Source organism: Pseudonocardia autotrophica (genome assembly GCF_003945385.1).
Classification (GTDB): Bacteria; Actinomycetota; Actinomycetes; order Mycobacteriales; family Pseudonocardiaceae; genus Pseudonocardia; species Pseudonocardia autotrophica.
Genome location: NZ_AP018920.1, coordinates 1,267,994 through 1,284,719, shown reverse-complemented (window position 1 = coordinate 1,284,719; position 16,726 = coordinate 1,267,994). Strand labels below are relative to the sequence as shown.

Annotated in this window: 19 protein-coding genes; 5 read left to right on the top strand and 14 right to left on the bottom strand. The window is 73.4% G+C overall.

The window, feature by feature from the left end; all coding sequences use genetic code 11:
* Positions 1 to 192 precede the first annotated feature (192 nt).
* The 10 genes from Pdca_RS06265 to Pdca_RS06220 form a co-directional block, all read right to left on the bottom strand.
* Positions 193 to 1,449, bottom strand: coding sequence for a saccharopine dehydrogenase family protein (locus tag Pdca_RS06265; protein ID WP_085911802.1), 1,257 nt, complete (start codon positions 1,447 to 1,449; stop codon positions 193 to 195).
* Positions 1,446 to 2,402 carry an amidohydrolase family protein gene (locus Pdca_RS06260; protein ID WP_085911747.1) on the bottom strand — a complete coding sequence of 319 codons (957 nt, stop codon included), beginning with the start codon at positions 2,400 to 2,402 and terminating at the stop codon, positions 1,446 to 1,448. The genes Pdca_RS06265 and Pdca_RS06260 overlap by 4 nt, the downstream gene beginning before the upstream one ends.
* Positions 2,403 to 2,467: 65 nt before the next feature.
* On the bottom strand, positions 2,468 to 2,953 hold the full coding sequence (gene smpB, locus Pdca_RS06255) for an SsrA-binding protein SmpB (protein ID WP_085911746.1): 486 nt from the start codon (positions 2,951 to 2,953) through the stop codon (positions 2,468 to 2,470).
* Between the two features lie 28 nt (positions 2,954 to 2,981).
* A complete protein-coding gene (gene ftsX, locus Pdca_RS06250; RefSeq protein ID WP_085911745.1) occupies positions 2,982 to 3,884 on the bottom strand; it encodes a permease-like cell division protein FtsX in 903 nt (300 codons plus the stop codon).
* Positions 3,885 to 4,574, bottom strand: a complete 690-nt coding sequence (ftsE, locus tag Pdca_RS06245) for a cell division ATP-binding protein FtsE (RefSeq protein ID WP_085911744.1) — start codon at positions 4,572 to 4,574, stop codon at positions 3,885 to 3,887. It abuts the gene before it with no gap.
* A gap of 54 nt (positions 4,575 to 4,628) precedes the next feature.
* Positions 4,629 to 5,333 carry a LolA-like protein gene (locus Pdca_RS06240; protein ID WP_085911743.1) on the bottom strand — a complete coding sequence of 235 codons (705 nt, stop codon included), beginning with the start codon at positions 5,331 to 5,333 and terminating at the stop codon, positions 4,629 to 4,631.
* A complete protein-coding gene (gene prfB / locus Pdca_RS06235) occupies positions 5,330 to 6,436 on the bottom strand; it encodes a peptide chain release factor 2 (RefSeq protein WP_085911742.1) in 1,107 nt (368 codons plus the stop codon). The genes Pdca_RS06240 and prfB overlap by 4 nt, the downstream gene beginning before the upstream one ends.
* A gap of 32 nt (positions 6,437 to 6,468) precedes the next feature.
* Positions 6,469 to 6,978 (bottom strand): PadR family transcriptional regulator, encoded by a 510-nt coding sequence (locus tag Pdca_RS06230; RefSeq protein WP_085911741.1) that lies wholly within the window; start codon positions 6,976 to 6,978, stop codon positions 6,469 to 6,471.
* Positions 6,979 to 7,406: 428 nt separating this feature from the next.
* Positions 7,407 to 8,495 (bottom strand): acyl-CoA dehydrogenase family protein, encoded by a 1,089-nt coding sequence (locus Pdca_RS06225; RefSeq protein ID WP_085911740.1) that lies wholly within the window; start codon positions 8,493 to 8,495, stop codon positions 7,407 to 7,409.
* Between the two features lie 8 nt (positions 8,496 to 8,503).
* Entirely contained in the window at positions 8,504 to 9,676 is a 1,173-nt protein-coding gene (locus Pdca_RS06220; RefSeq protein ID WP_085911739.1) for an acyl-CoA dehydrogenase family protein, read from the bottom strand.
* Between the two features lie 122 nt (positions 9,677 to 9,798).
* Here Pdca_RS06220 and Pdca_RS06215 point away from each other — a divergent pair, with 122 nt between their 5' ends.
* The 3 genes from Pdca_RS06215 to Pdca_RS06205 all read left to right on the top strand — a co-directional run bounded on the left by Pdca_RS06215 (position 9,799) and on the right by Pdca_RS06205 (position 11,649).
* A complete protein-coding gene (locus Pdca_RS06215) occupies positions 9,799 to 10,041 on the top strand; it encodes a hypothetical protein (RefSeq protein WP_085911738.1) in 243 nt (80 codons plus the stop codon).
* Positions 10,042 to 10,154: 113 nt separating this feature from the next.
* The gene (locus Pdca_RS06210) at positions 10,155 to 10,442 is read left to right on the top strand and encodes a hypothetical protein (protein WP_232021437.1); all 288 of its coding nucleotides are present in this window, start codon (positions 10,155 to 10,157) and stop codon (positions 10,440 to 10,442) included.
* A 238-nt stretch (positions 10,443 to 10,680) separates the two neighbouring features.
* Positions 10,681 to 11,649: a zinc-binding dehydrogenase gene (locus Pdca_RS06205; RefSeq protein ID WP_085911736.1), complete on the top strand. Its 969-nt coding sequence runs from the start codon at positions 10,681 to 10,683 to the stop codon at positions 11,647 to 11,649.
* Positions 11,650 to 11,677: 28 nt separating this feature from the next.
* Here Pdca_RS06205 and Pdca_RS06200 read toward each other — a convergent pair whose 3' ends face one another.
* The 3 genes from Pdca_RS06200 to Pdca_RS35365 all read right to left on the bottom strand — a co-directional run bounded on the left by Pdca_RS06200 (position 11,678) and on the right by Pdca_RS35365 (position 13,208).
* Entirely contained in the window at positions 11,678 to 12,433 is a 756-nt protein-coding gene (locus Pdca_RS06200) for a tyrosine-protein phosphatase (RefSeq protein WP_085911801.1), read from the bottom strand.
* A gap of 53 nt (positions 12,434 to 12,486) precedes the next feature.
* Positions 12,487 to 12,957, bottom strand: a complete 471-nt coding sequence (gene soxR, locus Pdca_RS06195; RefSeq protein ID WP_085911800.1) for a redox-sensitive transcriptional activator SoxR — start codon at positions 12,955 to 12,957, stop codon at positions 12,487 to 12,489.
* A gap of 113 nt (positions 12,958 to 13,070) precedes the next feature.
* Complete coding sequence (locus Pdca_RS35365) at positions 13,071 to 13,208, bottom strand: hypothetical protein (protein ID WP_158092096.1); 138 nt, start codon at positions 13,206 to 13,208, stop codon at positions 13,071 to 13,073.
* A gap of 237 nt (positions 13,209 to 13,445) precedes the next feature.
* Here Pdca_RS35365 and Pdca_RS35990 point away from each other — a divergent pair, with 237 nt between their 5' ends.
* Together Pdca_RS35990 and Pdca_RS06185 are read left to right on the top strand one after the other, a co-directional pair.
* Positions 13,446 to 14,246: a lytic transglycosylase domain-containing protein gene (locus Pdca_RS35990; protein WP_085911735.1), complete on the top strand. Its 801-nt coding sequence runs from the start codon at positions 13,446 to 13,448 to the stop codon at positions 14,244 to 14,246.
* 164 nt (positions 14,247 to 14,410) lie between these two features.
* Complete coding sequence (locus Pdca_RS06185; protein ID WP_085911734.1) at positions 14,411 to 16,477, top strand: acyltransferase family protein; 2,067 nt, start codon at positions 14,411 to 14,413, stop codon at positions 16,475 to 16,477.
* Positions 16,478 to 16,481: 4 nt separating this feature from the next.
* Here Pdca_RS06185 and Pdca_RS06180 read toward each other — a convergent pair whose 3' ends face one another.
* Positions 16,482 to 16,700, bottom strand: coding sequence for an RNA-binding S4 domain-containing protein (locus tag Pdca_RS06180; protein ID WP_085911733.1), 219 nt, complete (start codon positions 16,698 to 16,700; stop codon positions 16,482 to 16,484).
* Between the last annotated feature and the right edge of the window lie 26 nt (positions 16,701 to 16,726).

The window sequence follows — 16,726 nt, the reverse complement described above, 5'->3', positions numbered from 1 at the left end:
GGCGACCCCCTGCGACGCAGGCAGGCGCAGCCGGCACCGCGCGACGAAGGTTGGCCGGCACCGCGCCGCGCAAACCGACGGCGCCGTGCGACGCGGGCGGGGAGCACCGCCCGGCCAGCGGCGACCGCACCGCAGCTCAGCCCGGCGTCACCCGGTAGGTGTGTGCCCGGCGGGCGGCGACCGCGCCGCAGCTCAGCCCGGCGAGACCCGGTAGGTGTGCCCGGCTGCCCGCAGCCGGTCGACGAGCACGTCCCCCATCGCGGTCGCCGGGGTCAGCGAACCGGCCCGGCCGGGCAGCGCCGAGCCGCCGGTGGCGAGTGCGAGCCCGCTCTCGCCCAGCATCACCGCGGTCGCGGCGTACCCGGGATCGCCCGGCCCGGAGACCGTCACCCGGTAGCTCCGGCCCGACTCGGTCCGGGCCCGGACGTCCATCCGGAACCACCCGCGCTCCCGGGTCCGCTCCGACGGGCCCGCACCCGGCGACGGCAGCACCCGGTCGAGGAGCGGGCGGATCGCCGGCACCGTGAACGCACCCACCAGCGCGCCGATCCCCCCGGTGACGCCGGCGGCGGTGACCGCACCGACCGGCCCCGTCCCGCAGCCCTGCAGCTCGCCGTAGCGCAGACCCGGCCCGTAGGCGTGGCCGAGCAGTGCATTGGAGCGGCGCACGATGCGGGTGTTGTGCGACGCCATCACGAACGGTGCGGTCCAGGTCCCGTCGTCGAGCCGGGCCGGCCACCCGGCGTCGGCCGGCTGGGACGGCGTCGGCTCGGCGGCGCGATCCGGGCTCAGCGTGTGCGGATCCGCCGCCAGCCGGCGCTGCCTGCGATCGGTACGGACAGCGTCGATGTGGCCGCGCAGCGAGTCGACCGTGCCGCCGCTGACCCCGCCGCGCAGCGTGGCGACCGTCCGGACCTCGGTGAGCCCGCCGGCGTCGTCGGCCGCCGCCGCGCGGTGCGCGAGCCACACGCCCAGGTCGGACGGGATCGAGTCGTAGCCGCAGGAGTGCACGATGCGGGCCCCGGTGGACTCGGCGACACCGTGCCAGCGGTCGATGGTGTCCCGCACGAACAGCACCTCGCCGGTCAGGTCCGCGTAGTGCGTGCCGGCCCGGGCACACGACTCGACGAGCTGCCTGCCGTACTTCGCGTACGGACCGACCGTGGTCAGGACGACGCGGGCGGCGGCGGCCAGCCGGTCGGTGGCCGCCCGGTCCGAGGAGTCGGCGACGATCAGCGGCCACTCCCGGGCGGCGCCGGGCAGGCTCGCCCGGGTCGCGGCGAGCTTCGCCTCGGACCGGCCGGCGAGCGCGATCCGGACCCCGGGCGGGGCGTGCTCGGCGAGATGGCGGGCGGTCAGCGCCCCGACGAAACCGGTGGCCCCGTAGATCGCGATGTCCACCGGCTCCGACGGCGCGGCCCCGCCGGTCGGGTCGTGCTGCGGGTTCACCACGGGGACTCCTGGATGCTCGGGGACGGCAGCCCGTCGCGGACGCCCAGCAGTTCGGCCGGCGCCTCGTACAGCACCGAGCGCAGGAACGACTGCCCGAGGCGCGGCTCGGCGGTGGCCCAGTCGTGGATCGCCGCCAGCTGCTCCGCGTACGGATAGGGGATGTTGGGGAAGTCGGACCCGAGCACGATCCGGCCCGGGAACCGCGCGAGCTGCGCCGGCCAGTCCGCGGGCAGCGGGGCGATCCGCTCGCTGAACGCGGTGCCGACCATCGTCGTGTCCAGCACCAGGTTCGGGAACCGCTCCAGCAGCTCCAGCGCCCCGCGGAAGTCCGGCATGCCCGCGTGCGCCAGCACGATCCGCAGCGACGGGTGTGCCTCGAGCACCTCGGCGAAGATCCCGAGACCGGTGTGCCGCCCCGGGATCGGGCCGTCCCCGCAGTGCACGACGGCCGGGATCCCGGCGTCGGCGAGCAGCCCCCAGGCGTCGCGCAGCAGCGGATCGCGTGGATCGAACGCGCCGACCTGCACGTGCACCTTGACCATCCGGGCGCCGGCCTCGACGGCCCGGCCCAGGTAGTCGGCGACCGAGGGCTCCGGGAAGAGCGTGGCGGTGCGGACGGCGCGCGGGTGGGCGTCGGCGAACTCGCCGGCCCAGCCGGTCAGCCACTCCCCCATGCCCGCCTTGTGCGGGTAGGTCAGCGGCGCGAACGCGAGCACACCGAGCTGTTCCAGCACCTCGTAGCGCTGCTGTTCGGGTAGCCGGTACTGCACCGGCCAGTCGGTGCCGTAGTGCGTCCTGGCCTCGTCGAAGTAGGCCCACACCTTGTGCAGCATGCGCTCGGGCAGGAAGTGCACGTGCACGTCGACCAGGCCGGGCAGGCCCAGCTCGGCGGTCCAGCGCGGGACGTCCGCGTCGTCGCGGGGTGGCACGGGGAGATCCACGGTGCCCACCCTAGGCGGACCGGCCGGGGCCGGCCGGGCCACCGGCGGCCCGGAGGTGCCGGGACCGGCGCCGCTCACCCCAGGCTGCGGGCCCGGCCCTTCGCGGCGCGGCCGACGGCACGGGCGATCTCCCGCTGTGCGTCCTTCTTCGCGAGGTCGCGGCGCTTGTCGTAGTCCTTCTTGCCGCGGGCCAGCGCGATCTCGCACTTGACCTTGCCGTCGTTGAAGTACAGCGACAGCGGGACGAGCGTGAGCCCGCCCTCCCGGGTCTTGCCCATCAGCCGGTCGATCTCGCCGCGGTGCAGCAGCAGCTTGCGAGTGCGCCGCGGCTCGTGGTTGGTCCAGCTCCCGCGGACGTACTCCGGGATGTGCAGACCGCGCAGGAAGATCTCCCCGTCGTCGATCGTGGCGAATGCGTCGACCATCGACGCCCGGCCCAGACGGAGGCTCTTCACCTCGGTCCCCTTCAGCGCGACCCCGGCCTCGAACTCCTCCAGGATCGCGTAGTCGTGCCGGGCCCGACGGTTCTGCGCGATCACCTTCCGGCCCTTTTCCTTCATGCGGCCAGGGTACCCGTGAGCACGGTGGTCAGACCTTCACATAAGCGCGCAGCGTCACGTACCCGGTGACACCCGCGACGACGGCACCGACCGGCACCAGCAGGACCGACACCAGCAGCACGTCGGTCAGCCGGACCGGCGGGATCACGCCGGCCTGCCCGATCGCCGCGACGAGATCGTCGACGACCGCGTACTTGGCCGCCACCAGCCCGGCCCCGGCGAGCGCGCCGCCGATCGCGCCGGCGATCGCCGCCTCCACCAGGAACGGCAGTTGCGTCGTCCACCGGGTGGCCCCGACCAGGCGCATCACCCCCACCTCGGTGCGCCGGGTGAACGCCGACACCTGCACCGTGTTGGAGATCAGCAGTACCGCCGCGAACGCCTGCACGACGGCCAGCGCGAACGCCACGTTCCGCACGCCGCCCAGGAAGTCGAACAACGTCCCGACGACGTCGCGCTGGTCGATCACCCCGCGCACGCCCGGCCGTTCGGCGACGGCGGCGCGGACGGCGGCCGGTCCCGCCTCCTGGTCGGTGAGCGTCACCCGCAGGGTCGCGGGCAGCGACTGCGGGCGCGCGACGTCGGCGACCGACTGCCCGGCGAACAGCTCCCGGAACCGGGTGTAGGCCTCCTCCTGGGACTCGAACGTCACCGCGGCGACGCCCGGGGCGGTCTCGACGGCCGACCGCAGCGACGCGCACGTCGGCTCGGAACAGTCCTGGTCGGAGCCCGAGACGTCGGCGGTGAGCGCGACCTGGATCTCCAACCGGTTCGTGTACAGCGTGGAGATGTCGTCGATGGTGCGCAGTACGAGCAACCCGGCACCGACCGACATCAGGGTGACGGCGGTGGTCAGCACCATCGCGACGGTCATCGTCACGTTCCGGCGCAGGCCCGAGGAGACCTCGCGGGTGAGCAGTGCGGGCCGCATCTACCGGCCCGCCCCGTACACCGCGTGCGACTCGTCGCGCAGCACGGTCCCGTCGGACAGCTCGATCACCCGGCGGCGCATCGCGTCCACGATGGAGTCGTCGTGGGTGGCCATCAGCACGGTCGTCCCACCGCGGTTGATCCGCTCGAGCACCTGCATGATCTCCCGGCTGGTGTCCGGGTCCAGGTTGCCGGTCGGCTCGTCGGCCAGCAGCAGCGGCGGCCGGTTCACCGACGCCCTGGCGATCGCGACCCGCTGCTGTTCCCCACCGGAGAGCTCGTGCGGCATCCGCTCGGCCTTGCCCTGCAGCCCGACCATCTCCAGCAGCTCGGGGACCGCGGTCCGGATCTCGGCGGGCTTGCGCCCCAGCACCTCGAGCGCGAACGCGACGTTGCCCGCCACGCTGCGCTTGGGCAGCAACCGGAAGTCCTGGAACACGCAGCCGATCCGCTGGCGCAGCCCGGGCACCTTGCGCCGCGGGAGCCGGGCGACGTCGCGGCCGTCGACCCGGATGATCCCCGAGGTCGGCACGTCCTCCCGGAGCAGCAGCCGCAGCAGGGTCGACTTGCCCGATCCGGACGGCCCGATCAGGAAGGCGAACTCACCGGCGGCGACGGTCAGCGAGATCCGGTCCAGCGCCGGACGCCCGGACGCCGGATAGCGTTTGGTGACGTCCTGCAGCTCGATCACGGAGCGGGACGGTACCGCCGCCCGCTGTGCACGAGCGGTGACGACACGCGGGGATCAGGGCGCCGTCACGTCGACCGGCAGGCCGGGCTCGGCGAACGTCAGGGTGACCGTGCCGGTGGCGGCCTCGGCCGGCTCCAGGCGCAGCTGCAGCAACCGGCCGTCCTGCTCGGTGCCGGGGGCGCCGATCCAGGCGCCGAACCCCGGATTCGGGGAGACCAGCCCGGCGAGCTCGTCCAGCCGGGTCGCCTCGGCGGATCCGGGCGCGGCGTCGCGGGCCGCGGTCAGGTCCACCGTTCCGGCGTAGCGCACCGCCGGGACGCCGTTGACGTCCTCCGGGCCCTGCTCGGTGACGTCGCGCAGCCCGGACGTCGCGTGCAGTGCCCCGCTCAGCGCGCCGATCGGCAGCAGGTCGGTGGAGACCCGCTGCCACTGCTCGGCCCCGCCGAGCCGGAGCCAGGCGTCGTCGTCGAGCACCCGCACGTGCGCACCGCGGGTGCCGAGCGCGACGGTGAGGTCCGCGGCGAACGGATCGAAGCGGACCGGGCCACCGCCGCTGAGCGGACCGGTCGGCCCGTCGAGGGTGACGGTCACCCGTGCCGTCCCGGCCTCGACGAGCGCGGTCCCGGCCCCGGTCACGACGTCCTGCGGGGTCGGCGACGGGTCCGGCCCCGCCGCGGAGTCACCACCGGTGCAGCCGGCGAGCAGCACCGCCAGCACCGCACCGAGTACGACGAGCGACGCCCGGGAACCCCGGATCACGACGCGTCGGCCTGCTGACGGCGCCAGCGGATGCCGGCCTCGATGAACTGGTCGATCTCGCCGTCGAGCACCTGGGAGGGGTTGCCCTCCTCGTGGTCGGTGCGCAGATCCTTCACCAGCTGGTACGGGTGCAGCACGTAGTTGCGCATCTGGTTGCCCCAGGACGAACCGGCGTCCTTGAACGAGTCACGCAGCTCGCGCTCCTCCTGCCGGCGCCGCTCCAGGAGCTTGGCCTGCAGCACCGTCATCGCGGACGCCTTGTTCTGCAGCTGCGACCGCTCGTTCTGGCAGGCGACCACGATCCCGGTCGGGATGTGGGTGAGCCGGACCGCGGAGTCGGTCGTGTTGACGCCCTGGCCGCCCGGGCCCGAGGCCCGGAACACGTCGACCCGCAGGTCCTTCTCGTCGATCTCGACGTGATCGGTGACCTCGACGACCGGGGCCACCTCGACACCGGCGAACGAGGTCTGCCTGCGGCCCTGGTTGTCGAACGGGGAGATCCGGACCAGCCGGTGGGTGCCCGCCTCGACCGAGAGCGTGCCGAAGGCGTACGGCGTGTGCACCGCGAAGGTGGCCGACTTGATGCCTGCCTCCTCGGCGTAGGAGGTGTCGTAGACGTCGGTGCCGTAGCCGTGCCGCTCGGCCCAGCGCAGGTACATGCGGAGCAGCATCTCGGCGAAGTCGGCGGCGTCGACGCCACCGGCCTCGGCGCGGATCGTCACCAGCGCCTCGCGCTGGTCGTACTCGCCGGAGAGCAGCGTCCGGACCTCCAGCGAGGCGATCTCGGTACGCAGCCGGGTGCGGTCGGCGTCGGCGTCGGCGATCGCGGAGCTGTCGTCCTCGTCCTCGGCGAGCTCGTAGAGCACCGGGAGGTCGTCGAGCCTGCGGCGGAGGTCGTCGAGCCTGCGCAGCTCACCCTGGGCGTGCGCGAGCCTGCTGGTGATCTTCTGGGCGGCGTCGACGTCGTCCCAGAGGTCCGGCCGGCCCGCCTGCTCGGACAGCTCCTCGATCTCCTGCCGCAGCGCGGGCACGTCGGCGACGGCCTCGATGCTGGACAGCGTGGTGTCGAGGTCCTTCAGGTCGGCCTGGACGTCGGGGTTCACGCCGACCGAGGGTACGCGGGGTACGGCGCCGCTCAGTCCTCGGGCACCGCGTCGATCAGCTTGATCATCGCGCGGGTGTGCGCGACCGCGAAGTCGGCGACCGGCCTGCCGTACGGGTCGGTGGTGGCCTTCGCGGCGGCTCGCGCTGCGGCGAGCCGCTCGGCGTAGGCCTCGCGGGCCGCACGCAGCAGCTCGGTGCGCTGCTTCACCGTGAGCGATCCGGCGTGCAGCAGCCGCAGCACCAGCGGGCTGCGCACCGCGTCGGCGTCGCCGCCCGCGGCCAGCCACGCCTTGAACGCGCGCTTGCCCGCCGCGGTGACGACGTACTGCTGGCTCGCCCGCGGGCCCTGCTTGCCCAGCCGGAGCAGTCCCTCCTCGGTGAGCGCCGGCAGCTCCCGGTAGACCTGGCTGCGGGTGACCGAGAAGAACAGACCGAACCGCTCACCGGCCGCGGTGACCAACTGGCCGCCGGTCATCGGGCCGCCGTGCAGCAGACCGAGCAGTGCGGCGGCGGTCGCATTGACCGGTGTGACAAGGGCCATGACATTGACGGTCCCACGGACCGGGCCGCTCCGCGAGTCCATCTTGCACCCGATCCGGGGACGACGGCCCCTCCGGCCCATCCGGTGCCGCCGTTCGCCACAGTCGATTTCGGACACCGCGGGCGAACGGACGGATCCGGGCCGGGTGCGGGATCGACGACGGAGCCAGGGCCGGTGGCTGTGGCGGTGGCGGTGGCGGTGGCGGTGGCGGATCCGAGCCCGGCGTCAGCTCCGGGCCGATCCCCGCCGCCGAGCCGGTCCACGCTCGGATCAGTCCGCACTCGGATCGAGCCCGCTGCCGGATCGAGCTCGCTGCCGGATCGAGCCCGCTCGCGCCCGGTCCACTGTCGTGCCGGGCCCGGTCCGGTCCGCGCCGGTCCGGTCCGCGCCGGTCCACTGTCGACGCGGACCGGGCCGGCGCGAACGGGTCACATCGTGAGCGCCGCGATCCGCTCCCGGGCCACCGTGAGGTCGCCCCACTGGCCGGCCAGCCGGCGGGCGCGCTTGTAGAAGAAGTGCGCCTCGTGCTCCCAGGTGTACCCGATCCCGCCGTGGTACTGGATCATCGCCGCGGTCGCCTGCAGCGCGACGTCGTTGGCCTTGGCCTTGGCCACGGCGACGGCGAGGTCCGCTCCGTCGAGCCCCTCCTGCACGGCGTACGACGCGTACAGCGCCGCGTGCTCGGCCATCGTCACCCCGACGTGCAGGTCGGCCAGTGCGTGCTTGATCGCCTGGAAGGATCCGACCGGGACGCCGAACTGCTCCCGCTCCCGGTCGTAGCCGACGGTGCGCGACAACGCCTCGCGGGCGATGCCGACCAGATCGGCCGCCACCAGCACGGTCGCCCGGTCCGCCAGCTCGCGCGCCACCTCGACCGTCGCCCCCGGCAGCACCTCGGCGCTCCCGCCGGTCAGCCCGGCCAGCCGGGTGGTGCCGTCGTAGGAGCCGACCGGTGTCGCCGAGGCGCCGGTGATCAGCACCAGGCCCGGCACACCGTCCTCGGCGGGGGCCACCACGACGTCGGCGGTCGCGCCGTACTCGACGGCGGGCAGGCCGTCGGCCGCCGAGCCGCGGGACGCGAACGCCCCGACGACCTCCCCGGCCGCCAGCCGGGGCAGCCACGTCGCGCGCTGGGTGTCGGAGCCGGCGAGGCGGATCGCCTCGGCCGCGAGCACGGTGCCCCGCCAGGGCCCCGGCGCCACCCCGGCGCCGAGCGCCCGGGCGATCACCTGCGCCTCGACCAGGCCGAGCCCGAGCCCGTCGTACTCCTCGGGGACGGTCACGGCGAGCCAGCCCTGCTCGCCGGCGGCGGCCCACAGCGAGGCCGGGTTGCCCCCGGATCCCGCGGAACGCTCGGCGCCCGCTGCGCCGTCGGAGTCCCCGGAGCCCTCGGAGCCACCGGATTCGTCGGCGCTCTCGACGACCTCACGGACGGCCGCCAGGTCGAACCGCTGCGCCAGGTAGTCGCGCACGGCCCGGTCGAACTCGCGCTGGGTGTCGGTGAGTGCGAAGTACACGGTGCCCCCTATCGCGGCAGGCCGAGCACGCGCTCGGCGGTGATGGTGCGCTGGACCTGCGAGGACCCACCCCAGATGGTCACCGAGCGGGACCACATGGCCTGCGCGTGCAGCGGCCGCAGGTCGGTCCCGTCCGGCAGGGTGTCGAGGGTGGCGTCGGCACCCAGGATCTGGTCGTAGACCTCCCAGAGGTCCTGGAACGTCTCCGACCACTGCAGCTTGGTCATCGAGGCCTCGAAGCCGAGATCACGGCCCTGCTCGACCTGGGTGAGCACGTGCATCGAGTGCAGCCGCAGGCACTCCAGCTCGGTGAGCACCCGCGCGAGCTCGTTGCGGATCACCGGATCGGTGTCCCGGCCCAGCGTCCGGGCGACCGCGACGATCTCGTCGTACTGCCTGCGGAACTCGGTGTACTGGGAGATGCCGGACGCGCCACGCTCGAAGGACAGCAGCAGCATCGCCGTCCGCCAGCCGTCGCCGATCTCGCCGAGGCAGTCGACGGCCGGCACCCGGGCGTCGTCGAAGAACACCTCGCCGAACTCGCTGGCCCCGCTCATCTGCCGGAGCGGGCGTGCGGTGACCCCGGGCTGGTCCATGTCGATCAGCAGCATGCTGATCCCGCGGTGCTTCGCCGATCCGGCCTCGGTGCGGACCATGGTGAAGATCTTGTCGCCGTGCACGGCGTTGGTGGTCCACACCTTCTGCCCGTTGACGACGAAGTCGTCGCCGTCGCGGATGCCCTTGGTGGACAGCGCCGCCAGATCGGACCCGGCACCGGGCTCGGAGAAGCCCTGGCACCAGATCACCTCGTTGCGCAGCAACGGGCCGATGATCTCCTTCTTCTGCGCCTCGGTGCCGATCGCCATCACGGTCGGGGCGAGGAACGCCAGCCCGAGCGGGTTGACGGTGCGCGGAGCGTGCGCGCGGACGGTCTCCTCGTCGTAGATCGCCTTCATGCCGGGGGTGCCGCCGCGGCCGCCGTACTCGATCGGCCACTGGATTCCGGCGAAGCCCGCGTCCGCCTTGTCGCGCTCCCAGTCGCGGCGCAGCCGGAAGCTCTCGTCGTCGTCGAGCGACTCCCAGAATCCGGGCCGGGTCCACTCCTGCGGGATGTGCGCCGAGAGCCAGGAGCGCAGCTCGCTGCGGAACTCCTCCTCGGCGGGGGTGAAGGTCAGGTCCATGTGTCGCACCCGTTCTGCGTGAGTCGCCGATGTCCCTCGCCGCAATCTTGCATACCCGTCGGTAACCTGCCACCCCGGCGTGCCGCATGGCCGAGCGAGTATGCAGCTAGTACCATTCCGGTATGCGCAGCGAGCGGGTGACGGTCACGCTGCCGGCCGAGCTGGTAGCAGAAGCGCGGGACGCGGTGTCCCGCGGATCAGCGGCGAGCCTGTCCGCCTACGTGGCGGAGGCGGTCCAGGCCCGGCAGCACCGGGACCGGTCGCTGGCCACACTGGCGAGCCTCTACGGCGGTCCACCGCCGGCCGATGAGCTGGATGCGGCGCGGCGTTCGCTGCGTCCGATCCCGCCCGTGGCCGTCGGCTGATCCGCGCGATGATCGGCGGACGAGTTCTCGATGCTTCGGCTCTGGCGGCCTTCGCAACCGGCCGCCCCGTCTACATGCGGGCCCTCGTCTGGGCCGCAGTGGAGGAAGGCATCGTGCTCGCGGTGCCCAGCACGGCTCTAGGCCGGGCCTGGTCGATGGTCGATGCCGAGCACCACGCGGCCCTGCAGGTCCTGCTCGGGCTGCCGAACACGGTGATCCACGACCTCTCCCCGGAGGTCGCACAGGAGGCCGGACTGCTGCTCGCCTCCCAGGGGCTCGACGACATCGCCACCGGCCAGGTCGTCTCGGCCGCCCGGCGGCGCGGCTGGCCCGCGGTCACCGGCGATCCGGGCACCTTGCGCAAGCTGGATCCGCTCGTCCCGATAGAAGAGCTCCCCTGAGCCCCTGCGCTTCCGATCTCCTGAGTCCTGACCTCCTGAAGCCCTGATGTCGTGCGCCCCGATGTCGTGCGCTGATGTCGTGCGCTGATGTCGTGCGCTGATGTCGTGGCCCGACGTCGTGGCCGCACAGCGTGGCCCGACGTCACGGCCGCGCGGCGGGATCCGACGAGACCCTTGACCTGACGTCGGCTTCAGGTCGCACGCTCCTCCGGTCAACCCGACACAGCCGGAGGTCCACATGCTCGCCATCGTCCAGCACCACCACGGAGGCCCCGAGGTCCTCGTCCCCCGCGAGATCCCCGATCCCGAGCCCGGCGCCGGCGAGGTGCGGATCCGGGTCGAGGCGGCCGGGGTACACCTGGTGGACGCCACCCTGCGGGCCGGCGGCGCCGGCCCGTTCCCGGCACCCGCGCTGCCCACCGTCCCCGGCCGGGAGGTCGCGGGGATCGTCGACGCCCTCGGTCCCGGCAGCCGTCCGGACCTGCTCGGCGCCCGGGTCTGCGCCCATCTCGGCCCGGGCGGCTCCGGTGGCTACGCCGCGGCCGCGATCGCCGCGGCGGACGGGTTGCACCGGCTGCCGGACGGCGTCGGTGCCGCAGCCGCAGTGGCGGTGCTCGGGACCGGGCGGATGACCGAGGGCCTGCTGGAACTGGCCCGGCCCCGCGCCGGGGAGACCGCACTGGTGACCTCCGCGGCCGGCGGCATCGGGACGCTGCTGGTGCAGGCGCTGGCCGCCGAGGGGCTGACGGTGCTCGCCGCGGCCGGATCCGGCCGGCTCCCCGGGCCGCTACCGGCCGGGGTCACCCCGCTGGCCTATGACCGGCCCGGCTGGACCGACGACGCCCGCGAGGCCACCGGGGGGCGCGGCGTCGATCTGGTCTTCGACGGCGTCGGCGGCGACGCCGGGCGCGGCGCGTTCGACCTGCTGGCCCCAGGGGGCCGGGTTCTGCTGCACGGCTGGTCAGCGGGCACCCCGACTCCATTCGGGCCCGACGAGCTGTGGGAGCGAGCGCTCACCGTGAGCGTGGCGCTCGGTCCGCCGATCCTCGCCCTGGGCCTGCGCAGGCTCGAGGAGCGGGCGCTCGCCCGGCTCGCGGACGGCCGTTGGTCGCCGGTGGTGAGCAGCTACCCGCTGGCCGACGCGGCCCGCGCGCACGCTGACCTGGAGGCCCGTCGCACCCGGGGGAAGGTCGTGCTGGTGCCCTGATCCGCACACAGCTCGGGCCGTGCTCCCGTCACCCGTTCTCGTCACGAAGCCGGGAACGCAGGGCGGTCAGTTCGTCGTCGGTGAGCCCGTGCTCCTGCAGCCAGCGGACCGGTCCGCCGTGCCGCTCGTCGAGCAGCCGCAGGAAGGCCTCCATCACTTCGGCCCGCGGCCGGTGCCGGTCGATCTCCTCGGCCGCCGGCATCGGCTGCCCGGCCGCCGTCGTCCAGCGCCGGAACAGGGCGTCGATCCTGGTCGCCGACAGTGCGTAGTCGGCGACCACCTCGGCCCGCGGGACGCCGATCGCCGAGCACACCAGTGCGACCAGCACACCGGTGCGGTCCTTCCCGGCCGCGCAGTGCACCACGGTCGCACCGGTCTCCCGCTCGGCGATCCGGCGGACACCGGTGACCACGTTCGCGCCCCGGTCCCCCAGATAGGCCAGGTAGTGGGCGACCAACGGATCGGCGTCGTCGCCCAACTCCGGCAGGCCGCGCCCGGCGTCCGGGATGAAGCTGAGCCGGTGCACGGTGACCCCGGCGCCGGCCAACGCCCCCGCGCCACTGATCACCAGTTCCTCGTCCTTGCGCAGGTCCAGCACCTGCACGACGTCGAGCTCACCGGTCAGCCGGGCGACGTCGGCCCGGCTCAACCCCTCCAGCGACTCGGTCCGCAGCAGCACACCCGCCCGGACCCGGCCACCGCCCTCCAGCGGGAGGCCGCCGACGTCGCGGGCATTGGCGAGGCCGTCGAAGGTCAGCCAGCGGTCCGGCACCAGATCCGTCACGGTCACCGAGCCTAGGCAGCCCGGCGCCGTCGCGGGCGGTTCCGCGACCGGGCTCACCGCCCGTGCACCGGCGGCCTGCGCAGGGCGGGGGGCAGCCGTCGCGCCCCGTCGCCCTGGACGGCCGCCGCGTCCTCCGGGTTGACCAGCCGGCAGGTCGTCATGGACAGGCAACCGCATCCGATGCAGCCGTCCAGACCGTCGCGCAGCGCGGTCAGCGCGTCGATCTGCTCGTCGAGCCGGTTGCGCCAGGCCTTCGACAACCGCGACCAGTCGGCCCGGGTCGGCGTGCGCTCGGCGGGGAGCGAGTCCAACGCGGCCCGCACCTCGTCCAGCCCGATCCCGAGCGACCGGGCCGCCCGGACGAACGCCAACCGGCGCAGCACGCTGCGGCGGTACCGGCGCTGCCCACCCGAGGTGCGGCTCGCCGCGATCAGCCCCTCCCGCTCGTAGTAGCGCAATGCGGAGTGCGGGAACCCGCTCCGCTCGACGATCTCGCCGATCGTCAGGAGATCACTCGACTCCATCTCCTCCACCCCTCCACCCCTCCGGCCGGTGCCGGCTCCGAGCCCGCTGCCGGCGGCACCGGCAGCGATGCCGACCCGGACGCCGGCCCCCGATGCTGAAGCTCGATTCACTATCATGCCGTTCGGCGCGATCCGGTCACCTGCGGCAACATCCGGTCGTCGGCGTCGATCGGCCGTCCGCCGGGTTGCCCGGCACGCACCCTCAAGATCGATTTCTCGGTGAGCGGTGCCTGCGGCGCGGCGACCGACACCCCCGGGACTGGACCTCCCGGACGGACCCCTCTACGGTGATCTCCGAGTCATCACGGTCCGATCACGAGCGGACCAGGAGCCGGAATCCCCGACCGGCTCGCCCGGGACCCCCGACCCGGCCGCTCGGCGCCCGGTTCCGTCCGTTGATCGTGAAAGGGCAACCCTTGCCAGGACACCGCTCCCCCGGTGGCCGCCGCGCGTTCCCCCGACCCGTGGCGACCCATCCCACCGCAGCAATGACCGCTGCCCGTTCCGTCCGCTCCCCTGGGCCTACACACGCGGCCCGTCGTGCCGGTACCGCGACCGCGGCCACCGGTGCAGCCTTCGGCGTCCTCGCCTCCGGCGCGTTCGCCACGATCGTCCCGGCCACCATGGACGGGACGGCCACCGAGGCCGAGGCCGAGGAGTCGACCACCGCGACGACACTCGCCGCGTACTCGGCGACGATCCCGTCATCGGCCGCCGCCTCCGACGGCAGCCCGTCGGGCTACTTCAGCCCGGTCTCGTTCGACCACTCCGGTGCCGCCGCCGGCGCGCTGCAGTCGGCCGTCCCGGCCGACGACGGCGACATCGCGTCGGTGGGCAAGGCCCGTGAGATCGCCGACCGGATCGCCGAGGAGCACCGCAAGGTGGCCGAGGAACAGGCCCAGCGCGAGGCCGAGCAGGCCCGGCTCGAGAAGCTGATGTCGCAGGGCGGCGTCGATGCCTGGATCGCCGAGGCGCTCGACCACATGGGCATGTCGCAGTCCTACGCCTCCGGACTCAAGCGGATCATCATGAAGGAGTCCAACGGCAACCCGAGCGCGATCAACAACTGGGACTCCAACGCCCTGCGCGGCACTCCCTCCGAGGGCCTGATGCAGGTCATCCCCTCGACGTTCGACGCGTACGTGCACCCGGACTTCGCGCACGAGGACATCACCCACCCGATCGCGAACATCACCGCGGGCGTCCGGTACATGGTCGACCGGTACGGGCTCGACACCCTCGCGGCGGGCGGCCGGACCGGCGCGAACGGCGGCTACATCGGCTACTGACGGGGCCCGACCGCACTCCATCGTGTGGCGTGTCGCTCCGCGGGACATACTGTGACGGCGGCCGGCAGGGGAACCTGCCGGCCGCCGTTCTCGTTATCGAACGTAATATCTTCTTTAATCATCCCTATTTTTGATCATCCGTGGCCGAGAGGAGCTCCCAGCTCGTGACGTCCACCGGTGGAGCTCATGATGCCCGCACCGGCGCCGCCCCGAGCGGTAGCGGTTCGAAAGCCCGGTTCCGGCCCGAGCTCCAGGGCCTGCGCGCCCTCGCAGTGCTCCTGGTGGTCGTCTACCACATCTGGTTCGACCGCGTCTCCGGCGGCGTCGACGTCTTCTTCCTGATCACCGGCTTCCTCATCATCGGTGGGCTGTACCGGGCGGGCAGCAAGGGCCCGATCGACCTGATCGCGACCTGGCGGCGGCAGCTGTCCCGGCTGCTCCCCGCCATCACCGTGGTGCTGGGCGCCGGGATCGTCGCCGGTGCGTTCCTGCTCCCGGAGAGCAGGTGGCTGCCGACGGTCCGGGAGACCGTCGCCTCGCTGCTGTTCGTGCAGAACTGGGAGCTGGCGAACAACGCCGTCGACTACGCCGCGATGAACAACGCGGCGAGCACGGTGCAGCACTTCTGGTCGCTGTCGATCCAGGGCCAGTTCTATCTGCTCGCCCCGCTGCTGGTGGCCGGCGTGGTGGTCGCGGCCCGGCGGGACGGCGCGGACCTGCACGCCCGGCTGACCGGCACACTGCTGGTCGTCGGCGGGGCCTCGCTGGCGTACTCGGTGTTCCTGACGCTGGTCAACCAGCCGCTGGCCTACTTCCACTCGCTGACCCGGCTCTGGGAGTTCGCGCTGGGCGGCCTGCTCGCGCTGTGGATCTCCCGCATCGAGGACCGGCCGGAGCTGACCTCCCCCGCGCGGGCCGCGCTCGGCTGGTTCGGCGTGCTGGCGCTGGTGTCCTGCGGCATCCTGCTCCAGGTGGACCGGGCGTTCCCGGGCTGGGCCGCGCTGTGGCCGACCCTGGCGGCGGCGATGGTGCTGGTCGCCGGGCGTTCCGGGCACCCGCTCGGCGTGGACCGGCTGCTGTCCGGCACCGTGCTGCGCAAGATCGGCGACATCTCCTTCCCGCTGTACCTGTGGCACTGGCCGATCCTGGTGCTGACGCTGGTCTACACCGGCGCCGACCGGCTCGGCGCCGCCGCCGGCACCGCGGTGATCGCGGCATCGTTCGTGCTGGCCTGGCTCACCCACCGGTTCGTCGAGCAGCCGATCGCCGGCCTGGACGTGCGGCGCGCGCTGCGCAACGGTGGCGCGCTCGCGCTGGTCGTGCTGCTCGGCGCAGGCACCTGGTACGGCGTGGCCGTGGCCCGGTCGTCGGTGGAGGTCGAGGTCGGGTCGCAGAGCCATCCGGGGGCAACCGTGCTCACCGCGGGCGTGGAGTACCCCGGGCTCGCCGATGGCGGCGGCTCGTCGATCGCGCTCGCGCCGTCCCTGGTGCAGGCGGGTGACGACTGGAGCTACCGGCGCGGGACCTGGTTGTGCGACCCGATCGAGCGGCCCGAGGTGCACCTGTGCACCATCCCGGCGCCCGGCCCGGATCCCGCCGAGCGGCGGATCGCGGTGGTCGGCGACTCGCACGCCCAGCAGTACGTGGCGTCGTTGATGCCGGTGGCCGAGGAGCGGAACTGGGAGATCATCGGCATGTTCCGCGGGGCCTGCCCGTTCTCCACCGCGGCGGAGTCCGAGTGGGCCGAGAACGGCTGCGCCGAGTGGAACGCCGAGGTCGCCGAGGAGCTGGCCGAGCAGCAGCCCGACGCCGTCGTCACGCTCGCCACCCGCGAGGTCCGGCCCGGTCTGACCGAGTCCACCCCGCAGGGCTTCGTGGACGCCTGGACGAAGATGGACGAGGCGGGCGTCGCCGTGGTGGCGGTCCGGGACAACCCACGACCGCCGTTCTTCGTCCCCGAGTGCATCGACCGGGAGGGCCGGAACTCGGAGCTGTGCGGCATGCCCCGGGACGACGTGTACACCCCGCTGCCGCCGTACGCGCTGCTCCCGGACGTCCCGCCGAACGTGTCGTTCGTCGACACCGCGCCGGCGATCTGTGAGCAGGACTTCTGCCCGAGCGAGGTCGGGAACGTGCTCGTCTACATGGACGACAACCACCTGACCGCGACCTACGCCGAGAGCATGGCCCCGCTGTTCGCCGACCACTTCACCCACCGGCTCGGCTGGTGAGGGCTCACACCGGGCGCACACTCCGGCCGTCGACGGCCACCACGTCGCCCCGGCGCAGCTGAGCGCCGCGCCGGTACTCCGGCTCGCCGTTCACCGTGACCTGGCCGGACTCCAGCAGTTCGCGGGCGTGGCCGCCGTCCTCGGCGAGGTTCGCGAGCTTGAGGAACTGGCCGATCCGGATCGGCTCGTCGCGGATCGGCACGTCGGCCGCAGGAGGCGTCATGCCCCCATTCTGGGGGTCCGTAGCAT

Coding starts and splice junctions, on each gene's coding strand:
- smpB (WP_085911746.1), bottom strand. CDS start 2,953: ATGAAGGAAAAGGGCCGGAAGGTGATCGCGCAGAACCGTCGGGCCCGG.
- ftsX (WP_085911745.1), bottom strand. CDS start 3,884: ATGCGGCCCGCACTGCTCACCCGCGAGGTCTCCTCGGGCCTGCGCCGG.
- Pdca_RS06230 (WP_085911741.1), bottom strand. CDS start 6,978: ATGGCCCTTGTCACACCGGTCAATGCGACCGCCGCCGCACTGCTCGGT.
- Pdca_RS06220 (WP_085911739.1), bottom strand. CDS start 9,676: ATGGACCTGACCTTCACCCCCGCCGAGGAGGAGTTCCGCAGCGAGCTG.
- Pdca_RS06215 (WP_085911738.1), top strand. CDS start 9,799: ATGCGCAGCGAGCGGGTGACGGTCACGCTGCCGGCCGAGCTGGTAGCA.
- Pdca_RS06205 (WP_085911736.1), top strand. CDS start 10,681: ATGCTCGCCATCGTCCAGCACCACCACGGAGGCCCCGAGGTCCTCGTC.
- soxR (WP_085911800.1), bottom strand. CDS start 12,957: ATGGAGTCGAGTGATCTCCTGACGATCGGCGAGATCGTCGAGCGGAGC.
- Pdca_RS35990 (WP_085911735.1), top strand. CDS start 13,446: ATGACCGCTGCCCGTTCCGTCCGCTCCCCTGGGCCTACACACGCGGCC.
- Pdca_RS06180 (WP_085911733.1), bottom strand. CDS start 16,700: ATGACGCCTCCTGCGGCCGACGTGCCGATCCGCGACGAGCCGATCCGG.